Consider the following 17992-nt stretch of genomic DNA (forward strand, 5'->3'; position numbering starts at 1 on the left):
CCGGAGAATGACATGAGCCAGAGCGCACACGCAGAACACGTCCAGCAACAATTTGGTGCCCAGGCGGCAGCCTACCTGCACAGCCAGGTACACGCCCAGGGCGCGGAGTTTGCCCAGCTACAGCAAGCCGTGCGTGAGCACGGTGCTGCGCGGGTACTGGACCTGGGCTGCGGTGCCGGCCATGTCAGCTTCCAGCTGGCCGAACATGCTGCCAGCGTAGTGGCCTACGACTTGTCCGCCAGCATGCTGCAGGTAGTGGCAGACGAGGCGGCATCCCGTGGCCTTGGCACGCTCACCACCCGGCAAGGCGCGGCCGAACAACTCCCGTTTGCCGATGGTGAGTTCGACTTCGTGTTCAGCCGCTACTCCGCCCACCACTGGGGTGATCTGGGCCTCGCGCTGCGCGAGGCGCGCCGGGTGCTCAAACCCGGTGGCAAGCTTGCCTTCATCGATGTGATGTCGCCTGGCCAGCCGCTGCTGGATACCTATCTGCAAGCGGTGGAAGTACTGCGCGATACCAGCCATGTCCACAACTACGCCATGGCTGAATGGCTGACCGCGTTGAGCGCTACCGGCTGGCAAGTGCAGCAGGTGATACGGCAAAAGCTGCGGCTGGAATTTGGCGTGTGGGTGGAGCGCATGCGCACACCGCAAACCCTGCGCCAGGCCATCCGCCTGTTGCAGCAGTCTGTTGGCCAGGAAGTGCGCGACTACTACGCCATCGAGGCGGACGGCAGCTTTACCGTTGACGTCATCGTGCTGTGGGCAGCGTGAAGATTTCAAAATACTAAGTAATCAGAGACAGCAAAGGATAAATCATGAAAATCGCCGTATTGCCGGGTGACGGCATTGGTCCGGAAATCATTGCCCAGGCACGTCGGGTGCTTGATGTACTGCGTCAGGACGGCCTGCCGATCGAGCTGGAAGAAGCGCCGCTGGGCGGTGCCGGCTACGACGCCTATGGCGTGCCGTATCCGGAATTCACCCAGAAACTGTGCCGCGCAGCCGACGCCGTATTGCTGGGCGCGGTAGGCGGCCCGCAATACGACACGCTGGACCGTCCGCTGCGTCCGGAACGTGGCCTGCTGGCCATCCGCAAGGACCTGAACCTGTTTGCCAACCTGCGTCCGGCCATCCTGTACCCGGAACTGGCCAATGCCTCCACCCTGAAGCCGGAAGTGGTATCGGGTCTGGACATCATGATCGTGCGCGAACTCACCGGTGACATCTACTTCGGTCAGCCGCGAGGCATGGGTGTGAACGAGCAGGGCGAGCGCGAAGCCTTCAACACCATGCGCTACAGCGAAAGCGAAGTGCGCCGCATCGCTCACGTTGCCTTTAGCATTGCCATGAAGCGCAACAAGAAGCTGTGTTCGGTGGACAAGGCCAATGTGCTGGAAACCACCGAGTTCTGGAAAGAAATCATGATCGACGTGGCGCGCGAATACCCGCAGGTAGAGCTGAGCCACATGTATGTGGACAACGCCGCCATGCAGCTGGTGCGCAACCCCAAGCAGTTCGACGTGATGGTGACCGGCAACATCTTTGGCGACATTCTGTCTGACGAAGCCTCCATGCTCACCGGCTCCATCGGCATGCTGCCGTCGGCTTCGCTGGACCAGAACAACAAGGGCCTGTACGAGCCTTCGCACGGTTCCGCACCGGACATCGCCGGCAAGAATCTGGCCAATCCGCTGGCCACCATCCTGTCTGCTGCCATGATGCTGCGCTATACCTTTGCCCAGGAAGAAGCCGCCCAGCGTGTGGAAAATGCGGTCAAGACGGTACTGGCTCAAGGCTACCGCACTGGCGACATCTTCGAAGCTGGTTGCCAGAAAGTCAGCTGCTCCGGCATGGGTGACGCAGTGGTGGCAGCGCTGTAAAAAAAACTTCACCCTGATAGGGTTGACCCCATTGCCACCTGCGCTATCGCGCTGCACAATGGGGTAATAAAAATACTTGGCCCGCTGGCGCTTGCGTTAACGGGCCAATCGCAACTTTAGAGACAGATCCCAGGAGAAACCCGTGAAAGTAGGCTTTGTAGGCTGGCGTGGCATGGTTGGTTCCGTGCTGATGCAACGTATGCGTGAAGAGAACGATTTCGCTGTCATCAACGAACCGGTGTTCTTCACCACTTCCAATGTCGGCGGCAAAGGCCCGGACATCGGCCGTGATGTACCGGCACTGAAAGACGCCAAGAACATCGACGAACTGAAGGCAATGGACGCCATTGTCACCTGTCAGGGCGGCGATTACACCAGCGACATCTATCCGAAACTGCGTGCCGCCGGCTGGACTGGCTACTGGATCGACGCGGCCTCCACCCTGCGCATGGCTGACGATGCTGTCATCGTGCTGGACCCGGTCAACCGCAACGTGATCGACAGCGCACTGGCCAAGGGTGTGAAAGATTACATCGGCGGCAACTGTACCAACTCCATCATGCTGATGGGCATGGGCGGTCTGTTCCGTGAAGGTCTGGTGGAGTGGGTTTCCTCCATGACCTACCAGGCTGCTTCCGGTGGTGGCGCCAACCACATGCGCGAACTGATCAAGGGCATGGGCGTGGTACACGCTGCCGTGGCCGACGAACTGGCTACCCCGTCGTCCGCCATTCTGGAAATCGACCGCAAGGTGGCTGCCGCCATCCGCGAAGACGTGCCGACCGAATTCTTCGGCGCGCCGCTGGCTGGTGGTCTGATCCCCTGGATCGACAAGCAGCTGGATAACGGCCAGTCCAAGGAAGAATGGAAGGGTCAGGCTGAGGTCAACAAGATTCTGGGAACCGACGCCACCATTCCGGTTGACGGCCTGTGCGTGCGCATTGGCGCCATGCGCTGCCACAGCCTGGCACTGACCGTGAAGCTGAAGAAAGACCTGCCGCTGGAAGAGATCGAAGCCATCATCAAGTCTGGCAACGACTGGGTGAAATGGGTGCCGAACGACCGCGAAATCAGCGTCAAGGAACTGACCCCGGCTGCCATCACCGGTGGCCTGGAAGTGGGCGTCGGCCGCGTACGCAAACTGAACATGGGTGGTGAGTACCTGTCCGCTTTCGTGATTGGTGACCAGCTGCTGTGGGGCGCGGCCGAACCGCTGCGCCGCATGTTGCGTATCCTCATCGAACGCTGATTCGGGTTAAAATAGTCGCAACGCTTTTTTTCAGACGGTAATGTGCCGTTGTCGACTACACTGCAAAGGGCGCTTCATGCGCCCTTTGCTATTGGCTGAGGTAATATCAGCCTTTTCAGGAATGTAAGGATTTATTCGGATGATGCAGCTTGCTGTAGTAGGTGCCGCTGGCCTGGTTGGCCAATCTGTTCTCGAACTGCTGGCCGAACGCCAGTTCCCGGCAGAATGTGTGTTTGCCGTTGATGGCCCTGAACATGAGGCGTCTACCGTTGCTTATGGCAATCTGGAACTGGACATCCGCCAGCTTGATGAATTCGGTTTCGAGAATGTGGCGCTGGCCATTTTTGTCGCCGGCAGCGATGTTGCGCGCGAATATGTCCCGCAAGCCCGCGCCGCAGGCGTAACCGTGATTGACTTCAGCGATGCCTACCGGCTGGATGCGGAAGTGCCGCTGGTGGTGCCCTCGGTCAATGGCAGCCAGCTGGAAGGGCTGGAAGCCGGCGCGCTGGTGGCTGCGCCCAATTGCACCGTCACCCCGCTGGCCATGGCGCTGCAACCCCTGCTGCCTTTGCAGCCGCGTCGTCTGACTGTTTCCACCTATCAGTCTGTATCCGGCGCAGGGCAGAAGGCGCTGGAAGAACTGGCCGAGCAAACCACCGCGCTGTTTTCACAGCGTGATTCCGAAAATACCGTTTTTGCCAAGCGCATTGCTTTTAATGTCTTGCCGCAGATTGGCGATGTCGATGCCGATGGTCATTCGGATGAAGAACGCTCATTGAGTGCCGAATTGCGCCGTCTGCTGCAGCAACCCGAACTGCAAGTGGAGGCCAGTTGTATTCGCGTGCCGGTATTCTTTGGCCATGCCTGGTCGGTAAACCTGGAAGTGGCGGGTGATATTGATCTGGCCCAGGTACGTAATCGTTTGCTGGCAGCCGGCTTGCAATTGATATCGGCAGATCAGCACGGCGGTTACATTACCCCTATGGAAGCAACCGGTAATGATGGCGTCTGGATTAGCCGTTTGCGCAAAACCGGAAATTCCATCAGTTTCTGGCTGACTGCCGACAATGTCCGGGTGGGTGCCGCACTCAACTGTGTTCTGCTGGCCGAGTCCTTGTATAAAGCAGGACTGTTTGAATAAATGTAAAGCCCCGGGTTATCCGGGGTTTTCTTGTTATGTTATCTAGCTAAAAGCTTGGCTAGGGCCTAATATGGCACTAGTTGCCAGTTTTGTGCCTGTGCGGGTAGAGCAGGCGATATAAAATCAAGATAAATGAGTGCCGGAAGGTAGACTGTGAATAATCAGGCAAAATTCAAGCTGAGCGTACTGGCAGTAGCCATGCTGTGTTCGGCAAATGTATGGGCCGGTCTTGGCAGGATCAATGTGCGATCCTACCTCGGGGAGACCTTTCACGCAGATATCGAGTTGACCGGCGTGCGCGCAAGCGAGCTGGAAACGGCCCGTATCGGGCTGGCCAGTCCGGATACGTTCAGGGACTTGAATGTCGATTACAGCGGCAGCATGTCGGCACTGCGCTTTCATGTTGTCCCTTCTGCACGCGGTGCAGTCATCCGGGTAAGCTCTGCCACACCCATCAACGATCCTTATCTGCGTTTTGTGGTAGAAGCCAAGACCAGTTCTGGCCGTTCGGTCCGCGAATACACGGTGCTGCTGGATCCTGCCAGCTATAACGCGCCACAAGCCAAGTCCATCGTGCAGGACATGCCGCAGTATGCCGAGGACAATCTTTCCAGTCGCTATGCCGGCAAACAGGCAAAGGCTGCCCATGCCGCCACCCCCGGTGTGGTGCAAACCCGCTCCGGCTCCACCCTGCGTGGCATGGCCGCACGCATCAAGCCGGCTGGCGCCACGACTGAACAAACCATGGCGGCCCTGGTACAAGCCAATCCGCATGCGTTCAATGATGGCAATCCCAACAAGCTGAAGGCCGGTGTCACCATGAAGGTGCCCGCTGCCGGCAAGATCAAGGCGCTGAGCGCCGAGCAAGTCAATGGCATCCTGCATGCGGATGGCACTGCTGCACCTGCTGCTGCTCCGGCTGCCGCGCCTGCAGCGGCAGTGGCCAAAGCGCCGCCTGCAGCCAAGGGCAAGAATGGTGATGTACTGAAACTGGTGCCTGCCGAGGCTGCCGGTGCACAGCCGGATGGCAAGCTGTCGGTATTGGAACAACAGGTTTCTGCGCGCGAACAGTCGCTGAAAGATGCAGAAGCGCGCATTGCTGCCTTGGAACAACAACTCAAGTCGCTGCAAAGCGGTAAGCCCATGGCATCGCAAGCTGCTGCTGCGGTACCGGCCACCTCCGCTCCCGTCGTCGATGCAACTGCAAGCACGCCGGCTGTTGCCCCGGCACCGGTTGCTGCGCCGGCACCCAAGCCGGTGGTTGCGCCCAAGCCGGTAGCGCCGCCCCCACCGCCACCGGAGCGTTCCTGGCTGGATGGCCTGATTGATAACCTGCCGTTGATTGGCGGCGGGGTTGCCGGTGTCGGTCTGCTGGGTGCTCTTGGAGTGCTGCTCTCCCGCCGCCGCAAGGCTGCATCCGGTTCCTCCCTGCAGCTTTCCACCCAGGCCAGCAATGCCGTACTGGGCCGCGCTGCTGTGGGTAGTGGCCCCAGCTCGGTCAGTGGCGGTCATTCTTTCATGACCAACTTTACCCAGTCGTCCGGTGCGATTGATGCGGCCGAAGTGGACCCGGTAGCTGAGGCCGAAGTGTATATGGCTTACGGCCGTGATGCGCAGGCCGAGGAAATCCTGAAGGATGCGCTGGCCAAGGATCCGTCCCGCCAGGAAGTGCGGCAAAAACTGCTGGAACTGTATGCTGCCCGTCCGGATACTGCCAATTTCGAGAAACTGGCACGTGAATTCCACGCCAGCACCGACGGCAAGGGCCAGGCATGGGCCAAGGTTGCTGCCATGGGGCTGGGTATCGATCCTACCAATGCGCTGTATCAACTGGCTGCTGATGAACTGCCTGCCGAAGCACCCGCACCCGCCAGTGATGGATTGATCGACCTGGATCAGGAATTGTTTGGCGCTACCGAGCCTGTTGCAGCCAGCCCGGCACCCGAGCCGCTTGCTGCCCCGCAAGGTGCGGAAGATCCTTTGCGTGCTGCGCTGTTTGAAGAAGAAACAGTAGCGGAAAAACCGGCCGAAGTTTCCAATATGCTGGACTTCGATCTGGACGCCGAGCTGGCAGCACCGGCACCTGCAGCCGCCGAAAAACCGGCAGCGGAACCGGAAGCCGAGACCAATCTGCTCGATTTCGATTTCAATCTGGATGGCCCTGTTAGCGAGCCTGTGGCCAGCAAGGCTGAGTCTCAGCCGGCTGCTGCCCCGGCAGCGCCCGCGGTCAATGATGGATTTGAATCCTTGTATGAGGACATGGTAGCGGCCACGCCTGCACCGGCAGCACCCGCGGTGGAACCTGCTCCTGCTGCCGACGGCATGTTGCTCGATGATCCGTTGTCCACCAAGCTTGATCTGGCCAAGGTATATCTGGACATGGGCGACCGCGACGGTGCCCGTGAGGTACTGCAGGACCTTGTCGGTGAGGCGCAAGGAAGCCTGAAAGAGGAAGCCGAGGCTTTGCTGGCCAAGATCAGTGCATGATGTCTGCAGTGTACTGACTGGTTCAGTTTGTGTAGCGGGCGGTGCCATGGTGCCGCCCGGCATTTTCCGTTTGCCTGATGCAAGCGCACGTTTAAGCCGGGTAGTTCATTCGTAATAAAACCTGCCAGAGCAGGAGTCAGGGAAGTCCGCATCATGGCTTCAACACATCGCATGACCTTGCTGGCGCTGTTGCTGGCCGGTATGGGTGCCGCAGGATCGGCGCTGGCAGGGTTGGGGCCCATTCACGTCCTGTCTTCCGAAGGCCAGCCCTTCGAGGCAGAAATCCCGGTGATGGATGAAGATCCGCAAGGGAATGTGCTGGTGGGCCTGGCTGATCGCAACAAATATCCCTTGGTTTCTACCTACAGCCAGTCGGCACCGGTGCTGAAGTTCTCGGCCATTCGCAAGCCTGACGGCAGTATTCAGAAGATTCTGGTCAAGGGACCCAGCCATTTCGATGAGCCCTTGTTGCGCTTTGCGGTGGAAATGAGCTGGCCGGCCGGTCGTCTGGTGCGTGAGTTTGAAGTGGACTATCTGCGTGATGGTCCGCCGCGCAAGGACAAGCAGCCGGCTCACGACGATACCGTCAAGAAGTCGGTGGTAGCACCGGACCAGATGCCGCGGCTGGGCAGTTTGGGCCTGGGGCAACTGAAAGTGAACTCCAAACTGGGCGAACCGCTGGTGGCCGAGCTGGAGTTATTTGGCACCGCTGCAAGGCAAACCGACAATATACATGTGGCACTGACCGCCGACAGCTTGCAAGGCAGCCCCAGTGCCGAGCAGAGCCAGCTGATTGCCTCGATCTCGCACCAGTTGACCCGCGTGGCCGACAAGTCGGTATTGCAGCTGCGCAGCACCCGCCCGCTGAATGAGCCTGTACTTGCCTTCCGGCTGGATGTGGGGGCTGCCAATGTACATGCCCAGAAGCGCTATACCCTGTTGCTTGATCCCAATGGCTACACGGTAGAAGAACATGCCGTCACGCCTGCACCTGACAGCAAGCTTGCCGCCACTCAGGTACAACCCTTGAAGGTTTATCGTGTGCGCCATGGCGATACCCTGTCGCGCATTGCCTCCCGCATGAAAGGTGGCGGTTCGGCCGTTGAAACGGCAGGGCGCTTGTACGAGGGGAATCCCGATGCCTTCATCGGCGGTGATGTCAATCGCCTGCGTGCTGGTACGGCATTGAAATATCCGGCGGCATGGCATCTGGCCGCAGCACCGGCCAGTCATCCACTGAAGCAAGCCTTGGGTGAAGAAAAGCCTCTTGGCAAGCCGGTGGCGGCTGCTGCGCCAGCGGCACCGGTGGCCGCGTCCGCAGTCACGCCAGCAGTCACGCCGCATGAGGCTCCGGCCAAGCCGGTTGTGCCGCCCGATGCGGTAAGTCTCAAGCCCATGGTGAAAGTGCCGGCAGCAACGGCCAAGCCAGCTGCATCGGCCTCTGCGGCATCGGCACCACAGGTTTCCGCCATCAAGGGCGTCAGTCCGGGTGCTGCAATCAATGAGCAGGAGGCACGGCTGAAAAATATCCTGCAACGTCAGGATCAGGTCTTGCAGCAGGCACAACAAAAAGCGCAGGAACTGGAACAAAAGATTCGCATCATGCAGCTGGCCAAGGCTGCAGAGGCCAGTGCCGCAGCCATTGCTGCCCAGAACAAGCCGGTTGCCAGTCAGGCAATGGCCGAGCCCGCAGCCAGTCATGCAAGCGCATCTGCGCCGCAAGCAGCAGCGCAGCCCGTAGTCGCTTCTGCCCCGCATGCTGAAGCCAGCAAGGCAGTCACGCCAGCCAAGCCTGTCGTCAGCAAGGCGCCTGAGGCGGAAAAACCAGCCAGCTTCCTGGTGGATGATGTGCTGGCAGTCTTGCATGACAACACCGCCGCCCTGGCGGGTGGTGCGGCGGTAATCGGTTTGTCCGGCCTGTTGCTGGCCCAGCGCAGACGCCGCAACAAACAGGAAGCTGAGCAGCCGCCTGCCGAGCCCTTGCCCGCAGCGGATAATCCTTCGATGTTGACCATGGGTCCCTTGACCACACTGATGAGTGGCATCAAGCGCGGCGAGGGTATCGATCTGGCTTCGGTCGACCTGATTGCCGAGGCCGAGGTTTATCTGGCTTATGGTCGGCTGGATCAGGCGCTGGACATTTTGCGCGAAGGTCTGGTGCGTGAACCCATGCGGCAGGATTTGCGCTACAAACTGCTGGAAGTGCTGGCCATGATGCCGGACAAGGATGGTTTCATTGCTGAGGCCACCACGGCGCGTGGCATTTTCGGCAAAGACAGTACGCTATGGATGCGGGTGTGTGAGCTGGGTCGTACCCTGGCACCGGAGCATCCCTTGTTCGATATGCAACCAGTAGCGATGGCTAGCCCGATAGACCTGCAACCGGTGCGACTGACCCCTGCCAGTGCTGAGCACACCGCAGCGACTGCCGTGGCAGCGGAAGGCGGGATTGATCTGGCTACCGAACTGGGAGCCGTGGAACCGCCGCCAGAGCCGGCACTGGATACGGAGTTCCTGCAAAAACCACCGGCAGGCCCGGCACCATTACCACCCGCCGCCGAGCATAATGACCCGCTGAGCGGACTGGATGCCTTTGCTTCACTGGGTGAGCAGGAGCTGGAAAATGCGGTAAAACAGGCACCGGAACCCATGCTGGACATGGATTTCCTGTCCGACCTTCCCGCCTCGCCAGCACCTGAGGCGCCGGTCAGCAAGCAGGCACCGCAGGCAGCAGCGCCAACACCGCAGTCCGAAGCCAATGACAAGATGGAGCTGGCCAAGCTGTATCTGGAAATGGGCGACAAGGAAACTGCCGAAGCGCTGATGAAGGAAGCCGGGCAGACTGTCTAGCTTCCGGGGGGCGCAACAGATACGGGGATGCAACAGCATCCCCGTTTTTCATGGCCTACCCGGCAACGCCGCCTTGCCGGCTTCTTGCATGTCAACATGGCGTAAACCCTGCTGGATAGGGTAGAGTTGATGCTTTGAATACTTGCAGCACGGGTTAGCCACCCGGACTGTGCGATGTTTGCTAGTGAAGGTGTGGGCATGAGAATAGCGCTCGGCATCGAGTATGACGGTCGGGCATTCTCCGGTTGGCAGACTCAGCCGCATGGCAATACCGTTCAGGACAAACTGAACCAGGCCATCAGCCGGATTGCCGGTCATGAAATTACAACGCTGGCCGCTGGCCGTACCGATGCCGGTGTGCACGCCGCCATGCAGGTGGTGCATTTCGATACGCAGACGGTACGTCCGCTGACGGCATGGGTGCGCGGAGTGAATGCCTTGCTGCCGCACGAAGTGGCGGTGGTGTGGGCGCGCGAGGTGTCAGACGACTTTCACGCCCGTTTCTCTGCTTTTTCGCGCTCTTACAGCTATTTCCTGCTGACTCATCCGGTGCGCCCCTGTCTGCTGGCTGGCAAGGTGGGCTGGTATCACCAGCAACTGGATGTGGATGCCATGCGTCGTGCTGCACAGTGCTTGCTGGGACAGCATGATTTTTCCAGCTTCCGTGCTGCCGAATGTCAGGCCAAGAGCCCGCTCAAGAACTTGCAGCAACTGGATATCAGCGAGCAGGGCGGTTTGATCCGCTTTGACCTGATGGCCGATGCCTTCCTGCACCACATGGTGCGCAATATCGTTGGCGCGCTGCTGTATGTGGGCAAGGGCAGTCTGGATGAGGCCGACTTGCAAGCCCTGCTGGCGGCACGGGACCGTACCCGGGCACCGCCCACCTTCATGCCGGACGGTTTGTACCTGACCGGTGTGGGTTATCCCGTGCAGTTTGCCCTGCCGACGCTGGCTGAACCGGCGCGCCTGGCCTTGTGGAGATGAAGTGACAGTCAGAATCAAGATTTGCGGTATTACCCGCCCGGAAGATGGTGTCGAAGCCGCCCGCCTGGGTGCCGATGCCATCGGCCTGGTGTTTTATCCGAAAAGCCCGCGCAATGTCAGCATCGCCCAGGCCCAAGCGGTGATTGCCGCATTGCCGCCCTTTGTCAGCGTGGTGGCATTGTTTGTGAACCCGGAGCGCAGCTGGGTGGAAGAGGTGTTGAGTGCTTGCAGCATCGACATCCTGCAGTTTCATGGTGAAGAAAGTGCGGAATTCTGCCGTTCTTTCCAGCGGCCTTATCTCAAGGCAGTACGGGTAAAGCCAGGCCTCGACCTGAGCGCCGCGGCAGCCCAATACCCGGATGCGCGCGGGCTGTTGACCGACGCCTTTGTCGAAGGCGCACATGGTGGCACCGGTACCACTTTTGACTGGACCTTGCTGCCGGAAAACCTGCCTCTGCCGTTGATTTTGTCCGGCGGGCTGGATGACAACAATATCGGACAAGCCGTGGCCGCAGTGCGGCCGGCGGCGGTGGATGTTTCCAGCGGAGTGGAAGCAGCCAAGGGAATCAAAGATGCTGCCAGAATGGCAGCGTTCATATCAGGAGCAAGGCATGGAGCGGTATGATCTTCCGGATGCAAAAGGCCATTTCGGCCCGTATGGTGGCGTCTATGTTGCCGAAACCTTGATGGCGGCACTGGACGAGCTCAAGAACGAATACGAGCGCGTCAAGGCCGACCCCACCTTCTGGGAAGAGTTTCGCCAGGAGCTGAAACACTATGTGGGCCGTCCCAGCCCCATCTACCACGCCAAACGCTGGTCGGAACAACTGGGCGGTGCGCAGATTTTCTTCAAGCGTGAAGACCTCAACCACACCGGCGCACACAAGATCAGCAATGCCATCGGTCAGGCCCTGCTGGCACGCCGCATGGGCAAGAAGCGTGTGATTGCCGAAACCGGTGCCGGCCAGCATGGCGTGGCTACCGCTACCGTGGCTGCACGTTATGGCATGGAATGCTTTGTCTACATGGGCGCGGAGGACATCAAGCGCCAGTCGCCCAATGTATTCCGCATGAAGCTGCTGGGTGCCACCGTGGTGCCGGTGGAGTCCGGTTCCAAAACCCTGAAGGACGCATTGAACGAAGCCATGCGCGACTGGGTGACCAATGTCGACAGCACCTTCTACATTCTGGGTACGGCGGCCGGCCCGCACCCGTATCCGATGATGGTGCGCGACTTCCTGTCGGTGATCGGCGAAGAATCCAAAGAGCAGATGCCGGAGCTGACCGGTCGCCAGCCGGATGTCGTCGTCGCTTGCGTGGGTGGTGGCTCCAACGCCATCGGCATGTTCTACCCCTACATCAATGTGGATGGCGTGCGCCTGGTGGGCGTGGAGGCCGGTGGTCACGGCATTGACAGCGGCATGCATGCGGCACCCTTGTCCGGTGGTGCCGGCGTGGGCGTGCTGCACGGTGCCAAGAGCTATCTGATGCAGGATGCCAATGGCCAGGTGGTGGAAACCCATTCGGTATCTGCCGGTCTGGATTACCCGGGTGTCGGTCCTGAGCACAGTTATCTCAAGGACATCGGCCGCGCCGAATACGTTGCCATCGACGACAAGGAAGCCCTGGCGGCTTTCCATGATTGCTGTCACCTGGAAGGCATCATTCCGGCGCTGGAGTCCAGCCATGCGCTGGCCTGGGCTGCCAAGGTTGCGCCCACCATGGGCAAGGACAAGGTGATTCTGGTCAACCTGTCCGGCCGTGGCGACAAGGACATCAATACCGTGGCCGGCCTGGCCGGTATCACGCTGTAACAAGGCGAAGGAAGGCTTATGTCACGTATTGCTGCATGTTTTGCTGCCCTGCAGGGCAAGAAGGCGTTGATTCCCTTCATTACCGCCGGGGACCCGCATCCGTCCCGCACCGTCGAGCTGATGCACGGTCTGGTGGATGGTGGTGCCGACATCATCGAACTGGGCGTGCCGTTTTCCGACCCGATGGCCGACGGTCCGGTGATCCAGCGCGCATCGGAACGCGCACTGGTGCACAAGGTGGGCTTGCGCGATGTGCTGGCCATGGTGGCGGAATTCCGCAAAACCAACACCACCACGCCAGTCGTACTGATGGGTTATCTCAACCCGGTATTCGTCATGGGCTATGCGGCGTTTGCCGCTGCTGCCCGTGAAGCGGGTGTGGATGGCGTACTGACCGTGGATTGCCCGCCGGAAGAAGCGGCTGATCTGTCGGCAGCATTGATTGCTGCCGATCTGGACCCGGTATTCCTGATTGCCCCTACCACGCCAGAGGCACGGGTGCGCGAAATCGCCCGTCACGCACGTGGTTATGTCTATTATGTGTCGCTCAAAGGCGTCACCGGTGCAGGAAATCTGGACATTGACGATGTAGCGCGTAAAATTGCCGCCCTTAGAGCACATATTCAGGTTCCCATTGGCGTTGGCTTCGGCATTCGCGATGCCGCCACAGCCAAGGCCATCTCCGTGACGGCCGATGCCGTGGTGGTGGGGAGCCGACTGGTGCAGGAAATCGAGGCGGCTACAGAACAAACCGCCAAAGAGCGGTTGACCGGTCTGGTAGCGGAATTGAAAGCTGCCATTCTTTAAGGAACACGCAAACGGGGTGACATCACCCCGTTTTACTGACAACCCGGCTGGTCTGGCCGGGTTGTGTTGAGCAAGGAGTCAGCATGAGCTGGTTGAACAAGCTCCTGCCGCCGAAGATCAAGCGCGATTCCCGCGCCGACAAGCCTTCAGCGGTACCGGAGGGGCTGTGGAGCAAGTGCCCGGCATGTGAAGCCGTACTGTATTACACCGACCTGGAGAGCAATCTGCAGGTTTGTCCGAAATGTAATCATCACCATCCGCTGAATGCCCGTCAGCGGCTGGACATGCTGCTGGATGATGAAGGCCGCCGCGAAATCGGTGCCGAAGTCAAGCCGGTGGACATTCTGAAGTTCAAGGATGGCAAGCGCTATCCGGACCGCCTGGCCGCCGCACAAAGCAGCACCGGCGAAGACGATGCGCTGGTTGTGATGCAAGGCAGCATCCACTCCATGCCGGCCGTGGTGGCAGCCTTTGAGTTCCGCTTTATTGGCGGCTCCATGGGTTCGGTGGTGGGTGAGCGCTTCGTGCGTGGCGTACAAGCCGCTATCGAAGCCAAGGCCCCGTTCATTTGCGTGGCGGCATCCGGTGGTGCGCGCATGCAGGAAGGCCTGAATTCGCTGATGCAGATGGCCAAGACCAGTGCCGCTCTGCAACTGCTGACCGATGACCAGCTGCCTTTCATTTCGGTGCTGACCGATCCCACCATGGGTGGTGTGTCCGCCTCCTTCGCCTTCCTGGGTGATGTGGTGATTGGCGAGCCGGGCGCGCTGATCGGCTTTGCCGGCCCGCGCGTGATCGAACAGACCGTGCGTGAAACCCTGCCGGAAGGCTTCCAGCGTTCCGAATTCCTGCTGGAAAAGGGTGCCATCGACATGATCGTTGATCGTCGCGAACTCAAGCGTAAGATTGCCGAACTGGTGGCCATGCTGCAAAAGCAGCCTGCTGTCGCCTGATTTCCGGCCAGCAAGCCACAAGCCGCTTCCATTGGGAGCGGCTTTTTTCATATCTGCCAGCTGTGCTAGGCTGCCGACATTGCTTGTTTATGGCCCCAATAGAAAGCCTCGCCGTGCTTACCGCCGCCCAGTTGACCAGCTTGCAGGCCATTCTGTCTGCCGATCGTATCCACCTTGATGCAGAAACGTGTGAGCGCTATGGCCAGGACTGGACGCGCTACACCACGCCGCAGGCGGCTGCCATCGTGTTTCCGGTGAGTATCGAAGAAGTGCAGGCCGTAGTGCGCTGGGCCAATGCGCAGGGGTTGGGTATTGTCCCCTCTGGCGGCCGTACCGGCCTGTCTGGCGGTGCTGTTGCCGTGCAGGGCGAGGTAGTGGTGTCGCTGGAGCGCATGAACCGGATTGACGGTTTTGACCCGCTGGCACGCACCGTACGCTGTCAGGCAGGCGTGGTCACTGCCGCCTTGCAGCAGTTTGCTGCCGATCATGGCTTGTATTATCCGGTGGACTTCGCTTCCAGTGGCTCCAGCCAGATTGGCGGCAATATTGCTACCAATGCAGGTGGTATCCGGGTGGTGCGCTACGGCATGACCCGTGACTGGGTGGCTGGCCTTACCGTGGTGAGTGGTAGCGGTGAGGTGCTGGAGTGCAATCTGGGCCTTGCCAAGAACAATACCGGCTATGATTTTCGCCATCTGTTTGTTGGGTCGGAAGGTACGCTGGGGCTGGTGGTGGCTGCCACCATGCGCCTGACCGACCCGCCACCGTCCACCACGGTGCTATTGCTGGCCCTGCCCAGGCTGGCAGACATCATGGCGGTGTTTCACGCTTTTCGCAGCGCGCTCACGCTGCAGGCTTTCGAATTCTTTTCCGACCTGGCACTGACCCATGTGCTGGCTGTCGAGCAGGCAAGCGCACCGCTGGCAGAACGTCAGCCTTTTTATGTATTGCTGGAGCTGGAAACCGCAGCGCAGTTACAGGAAGAAGCTGTCTTGCAGGTGTTTGCTGACTGCATGGAGCAGGGCTGGGTGGCTGATGGCGTGATGGCGCAGTCACAACAGCAAGCCAAGGCGCTATGGCGCTTGCGTGAGGGCATCAGCGCTGCCATCACACCGTATACGCCGTACAAGAACGACATCTCGGTGGTGCTCAGTCGACTGCCTGACTTTGTGGCACGTTTGCAATCCTTGCTGGAACGCGATTACCCGGACTTCGAGGTGTTGTGGTACGGCCATATCGGCGATGGCAACCTGCACATCAATGTTCTGAAACCGGCCAGTTGGGCGCTGGCAGATTTTCGTCATGCCTGTGAGCAGGTCAATGAGCAGGTGTTCGCACTGGTGGCGGAGTTTGCCGGCAGCATGTCAGCAGAACACGGCGTGGGCTTGCTCAAGCGCGATTATCTGGGCATAACGCGTTCGGCAGCGGATATCGCCCTGATGCGCGGTGTGAAAGCAGTATTTGATCCGAACGGCATCATGAATCCCGGCAAGCTGTTGCAGCAGGCTGGCTAGGATACATGAGCTGGCGGTGAAGTTGATGTGGAAAAGATGTGGCAATGAAGTCGTTATGCTTATGGAATTTTAATTATAATTAATGCAATTAAATTGCTAATATATATTATATATAATTAATTAAAAACAATGACTTAGAATAGTTTTTCAATATCCTGGCTTGCCTTGTTTGCAGACTTGTCAAATTAGGCATTGAATCTTGCTGATCTGCCTTTTTTCTAGGCAGCGCCAGCAAGTGGCTCACGGCAAAAGACTTTTTTTATTTGTTCAGTACTTATCCACAGAGTTATCCGCTGATTGCTGTGGATAATTGCAGCCGGCTGCAAGGGTGTGACCGTGGCTGACCGGCCACAACCCTTGGCAGGCAACGGTTTCAGTCGGCCTGTGCGCTGCTCTCCAGCGCTTCCAGCTCTTCTTGCAACAGCATCCAGTCTTCCTCCACCTGTACCAGTTCGCTGCTGACCACGCCCAGTCGCTTGACGGCTTCGGCCAGCTTGCTCTTATTGGCGTCGCTATAGGCGTCTTCGTCAGACATAAAAGCATCCAGCTGGTTTTTTTCCGTGCTCAACTGCTCCAGTTGCTTCTCCAGCTTGGCCAGTTTGCTCAGCAGCGGCTTTTTCAGCTGCGCCAGTTTCTGGCGGGCTTCGGCTTCCTGGCGCTTTTGTTCCTTGCGGTTCACCGACTGGGCGTCGCCACTGGATGGCTTGTTGCCTTCGGCCAGCTGGGCCAGACGCCACTGACGGTAGTCTTCCAGATCGCCATCAAACGGCTTGACCGTGCCGTCGCTTACCAGCCAGAACAGGTCGGTGGTGGATTCCAGCAGACTGCGGTCGTGCGATACCACAATCAGCGCGCCGGAGAAGTCCTGCAAGGCCAGCGTCAGCGCGTGGCGCATTTCCAGGTCCAGGTGGTTGGTGGGTTCGTCCAGCAGCAAGAGGTTGGGCTTTTGCCAGACGATCATCGCCAGCGCCAGACGGGCTTTTTCGCCACCGGACATCGGGCCGACCAAGTCGGTTGCCGTGTCGCCACGGAAGTTGAAACCGCCCAGAAAGCTGCGTAGTTCCAGCTCGCGCACCGTCGGTGCCAGCCGCTGCATGTGCTGCAGCGGTGATTCGTCCTCACGCAGGGTTTCCAGCTGATGCTGGGCGAAATAGCCAATCTTCAGCGTTTGCGCCTTGATCACCTCACCTGCCTGCTGCGGCAGGTCGCCCGCCAGCAGCTTCACCAGCGTGGATTTACCGGCGCCGTTCACCCCCAGCAGGCCGATGCGGCTGCCGGCTTCCACTGACAGCGACAGCCCGCGCAGGATGGTGGTGCTGCCATAGCCGATATCCACCTTGTCCAGCCGCAGCAGCGGGTTGGGCAGGTTGTCCGGGCTGTCGAAGTGAAAATCAAACGGCGAGGCGACGTGGGCCGGGGCAATGCGCTCCAGCTTTTCCAGTGCCTTCACCCGGCTTTGCGCCTGCTTGGCTTTGGTAGCCTTGGCCTTGAAGCGGGTGATGAAGGATTCCAGATGGGCGATCTGGCGTTGCTGCTTGTCATATTCGCCCTGCTGGCGTGCCAGCTTTTCCGCCCGCATGGTTTCAAACTGGCTGTAATTGCCGGTGTAGAGCGTCAGGGTCTGGTTGGCCACTTCGGCAATATGGCTGCAAATGCTGTCCAGGAAGTCGCGGTCGTGCGAGATGATCAGCAAGGTGCCCGGATAACTTTGCAGCCAGTCTTCCAGCCACAGCACGGTTTCCAGATCCAGGTGGTTGGTGGGTTCGTCCAGCAGCAGCAGGTCGGAGCGGCACATCAGCGCCTGGGCCAGGTTCAGCCGCATGCGCCAGCCGCCGGAGAAACTCTTCACCGGGTTACGGTGTGCTTCCACGGCAAAGCCCAGGCCGGTCAACAGCTTGGCGGCACGGGCCGGGGCGGAATAGGCTTCAATACGTGCCAGTTCGCCATGCAGATGACCAATGGCGCTGCCATCATCACGCGCTTCGGCCGCGGCCAGTTCGGCTTCCAGCTGGCGCAATTCCTGATCGCCATCCAGTACATAGTCGATGGCGGCGGTGTCCAGCGCCGGGGTTTCCTGCGCCACATGCGCCATCACCCATTGCTTGGGAATGTCGGCATCACCGGCATCGGCATGCAATTCGCCCTTGAGCAAGGCAAACAGGCTGGACTTGCCCACACCGTTGGCCCCCACCAGGCCGGTCTTGTAACCGGGGTTTAGGGTGAGGCTGGCGTCGATCAGCAAGTCTTTCAGCCCGCGACGCAGGCTGAGGTTTTTCAATTGGATCATGTCTGGTTTCTGTGCGGCAC

The 17992-nt window shown here is 59.5% G+C and carries 13 protein-coding genes; 12 read left to right on the forward strand and 1 reads right to left on the reverse strand.

The features are described from left to right. Nucleotides 1-12: 12 nt before the first annotated feature. The 12 genes from JHD62_RS03090 to JHD62_RS03145 all read left to right on the forward strand — a co-directional run bounded on the left by JHD62_RS03090 (nucleotide 13) and on the right by JHD62_RS03145 (nucleotide 15685). Nucleotides 13-774 carry a class I SAM-dependent methyltransferase gene (locus tag JHD62_RS03090; protein ID WP_199101726.1) on the forward strand — a complete coding sequence of 254 codons (762 nt, stop codon included), beginning with the start codon at nucleotides 13-15 and terminating at the stop codon, nucleotides 772-774. A gap of 44 nt (nucleotides 775-818) precedes the next feature. Next, nucleotides 819-1883: a 3-isopropylmalate dehydrogenase gene (leuB, locus tag JHD62_RS03095; RefSeq protein WP_233160584.1), complete on the forward strand. Its 1065-nt coding sequence runs from the start codon at nucleotides 819-821 to the stop codon at nucleotides 1881-1883. A gap of 142 nt (nucleotides 1884-2025) precedes the next feature. Next, on the forward strand, nucleotides 2026-3132 hold the full coding sequence (asd, locus tag JHD62_RS03100; RefSeq protein WP_082086297.1) for an aspartate-semialdehyde dehydrogenase: 1107 nt from the start codon (nucleotides 2026-2028) through the stop codon (nucleotides 3130-3132). 139 nt (nucleotides 3133-3271) lie between these two features. Further along, nucleotides 3272-4273 (forward strand): aspartate-semialdehyde dehydrogenase, encoded by a 1002-nt coding sequence (locus tag JHD62_RS03105; RefSeq protein WP_199101727.1) that lies wholly within the window; start codon nucleotides 3272-3274, stop codon nucleotides 4271-4273. 153 nt (nucleotides 4274-4426) lie between these two features. Continuing rightward, the gene (locus tag JHD62_RS03110) at nucleotides 4427-6760 is read left to right on the forward strand and encodes a FimV/HubP family polar landmark protein (protein ID WP_370541020.1); all 2334 of its coding nucleotides are present in this window, start codon (nucleotides 4427-4429) and stop codon (nucleotides 6758-6760) included. A 153-nt stretch (nucleotides 6761-6913) separates the two neighbouring features. Continuing rightward, entirely contained in the window at nucleotides 6914-9610 is a 2697-nt protein-coding gene (locus JHD62_RS22480; protein WP_233160585.1) for a FimV family protein, read from the forward strand. A gap of 198 nt (nucleotides 9611-9808) precedes the next feature. After that, nucleotides 9809-10597 (forward strand): tRNA pseudouridine(38-40) synthase TruA, encoded by a 789-nt coding sequence (truA, locus tag JHD62_RS03120; protein WP_199101728.1) that lies wholly within the window; start codon nucleotides 9809-9811, stop codon nucleotides 10595-10597. Nucleotide 10598: 1 nt separating this feature from the next. Beyond that, complete coding sequence (locus JHD62_RS03125; protein ID WP_199101729.1) at nucleotides 10599-11222, forward strand: phosphoribosylanthranilate isomerase; 624 nt, start codon at nucleotides 10599-10601, stop codon at nucleotides 11220-11222. Further along, nucleotides 11209-12411: a tryptophan synthase subunit beta gene (gene trpB / locus JHD62_RS03130; RefSeq protein WP_199101730.1), complete on the forward strand. Its 1203-nt coding sequence runs from the start codon at nucleotides 11209-11211 to the stop codon at nucleotides 12409-12411. Before JHD62_RS03125 ends, trpB begins: the two co-directional genes overlap by 14 nt. An 18-nt stretch (nucleotides 12412-12429) precedes the next feature. Continuing rightward, on the forward strand, nucleotides 12430-13218 hold the full coding sequence (trpA, locus tag JHD62_RS03135) for a tryptophan synthase subunit alpha (protein WP_045845214.1): 789 nt from the start codon (nucleotides 12430-12432) through the stop codon (nucleotides 13216-13218). An 83-nt stretch (nucleotides 13219-13301) separates the two neighbouring features. Beyond that, complete coding sequence (gene accD, locus JHD62_RS03140) at nucleotides 13302-14171, forward strand: acetyl-CoA carboxylase, carboxyltransferase subunit beta (protein WP_199101731.1); 870 nt, start codon at nucleotides 13302-13304, stop codon at nucleotides 14169-14171. A 113-nt stretch (nucleotides 14172-14284) separates the two neighbouring features. Beyond that, complete coding sequence (locus JHD62_RS03145) at nucleotides 14285-15685, forward strand: FAD-binding oxidoreductase (RefSeq protein WP_370541021.1); 1401 nt, start codon at nucleotides 14285-14287, stop codon at nucleotides 15683-15685. A 373-nt stretch (nucleotides 15686-16058) separates the two neighbouring features. Here the strand turns inward: JHD62_RS03145 and JHD62_RS03150 are convergent, their stop codons facing one another. Continuing rightward, on the reverse strand, nucleotides 16059-17972 hold the full coding sequence (locus tag JHD62_RS03150; RefSeq protein WP_199101733.1) for an ATP-binding cassette domain-containing protein: 1914 nt from the start codon (nucleotides 17970-17972) through the stop codon (nucleotides 16059-16061). Between the last annotated feature and the right edge of the window lie 20 nt (nucleotides 17973-17992).

It is taken from the genome of Aquitalea sp. ASV11, assembly GCF_016429185.1.
GTDB classification, from domain to species: domain Bacteria; phylum Pseudomonadota; class Gammaproteobacteria; order Burkholderiales; family Chromobacteriaceae; genus Aquitalea; species Aquitalea pelogenes.

What these genes read in the sequence shown, in the direction of transcription:
- trpA (WP_045845214.1), top strand. Translation starts at nt 12,430, where the DNA reads ATGTCACGTATTGCTGCATGTTTTGCTGCCCTGCAGGGCAAGAAGGCG.
- JHD62_RS03105 (WP_199101727.1), top strand. Translation starts at nt 3,272, where the DNA reads ATGATGCAGCTTGCTGTAGTAGGTGCCGCTGGCCTGGTTGGCCAATCT.
- trpB (WP_199101730.1), top strand. Translation starts at nt 11,209, where the DNA reads ATGGAGCGGTATGATCTTCCGGATGCAAAAGGCCATTTCGGCCCGTAT.
- truA (WP_199101728.1), top strand. Translation starts at nt 9,809, where the DNA reads ATGAGAATAGCGCTCGGCATCGAGTATGACGGTCGGGCATTCTCCGGT.
- JHD62_RS03090 (WP_199101726.1), top strand. Translation starts at nt 13, where the DNA reads ATGAGCCAGAGCGCACACGCAGAACACGTCCAGCAACAATTTGGTGCC.
- JHD62_RS22480 (WP_233160585.1), top strand. Translation starts at nt 6,914, where the DNA reads ATGGCTTCAACACATCGCATGACCTTGCTGGCGCTGTTGCTGGCCGGT.
- accD (WP_199101731.1), top strand. Translation starts at nt 13,302, where the DNA reads ATGAGCTGGTTGAACAAGCTCCTGCCGCCGAAGATCAAGCGCGATTCC.
- leuB (WP_233160584.1), top strand. Translation starts at nt 819, where the DNA reads ATGAAAATCGCCGTATTGCCGGGTGACGGCATTGGTCCGGAAATCATT.
- JHD62_RS03150 (WP_199101733.1), bottom strand. Translation starts at nt 17,972, where the DNA reads ATGATCCAATTGAAAAACCTCAGCCTGCGTCGCGGGCTGAAAGACTTG.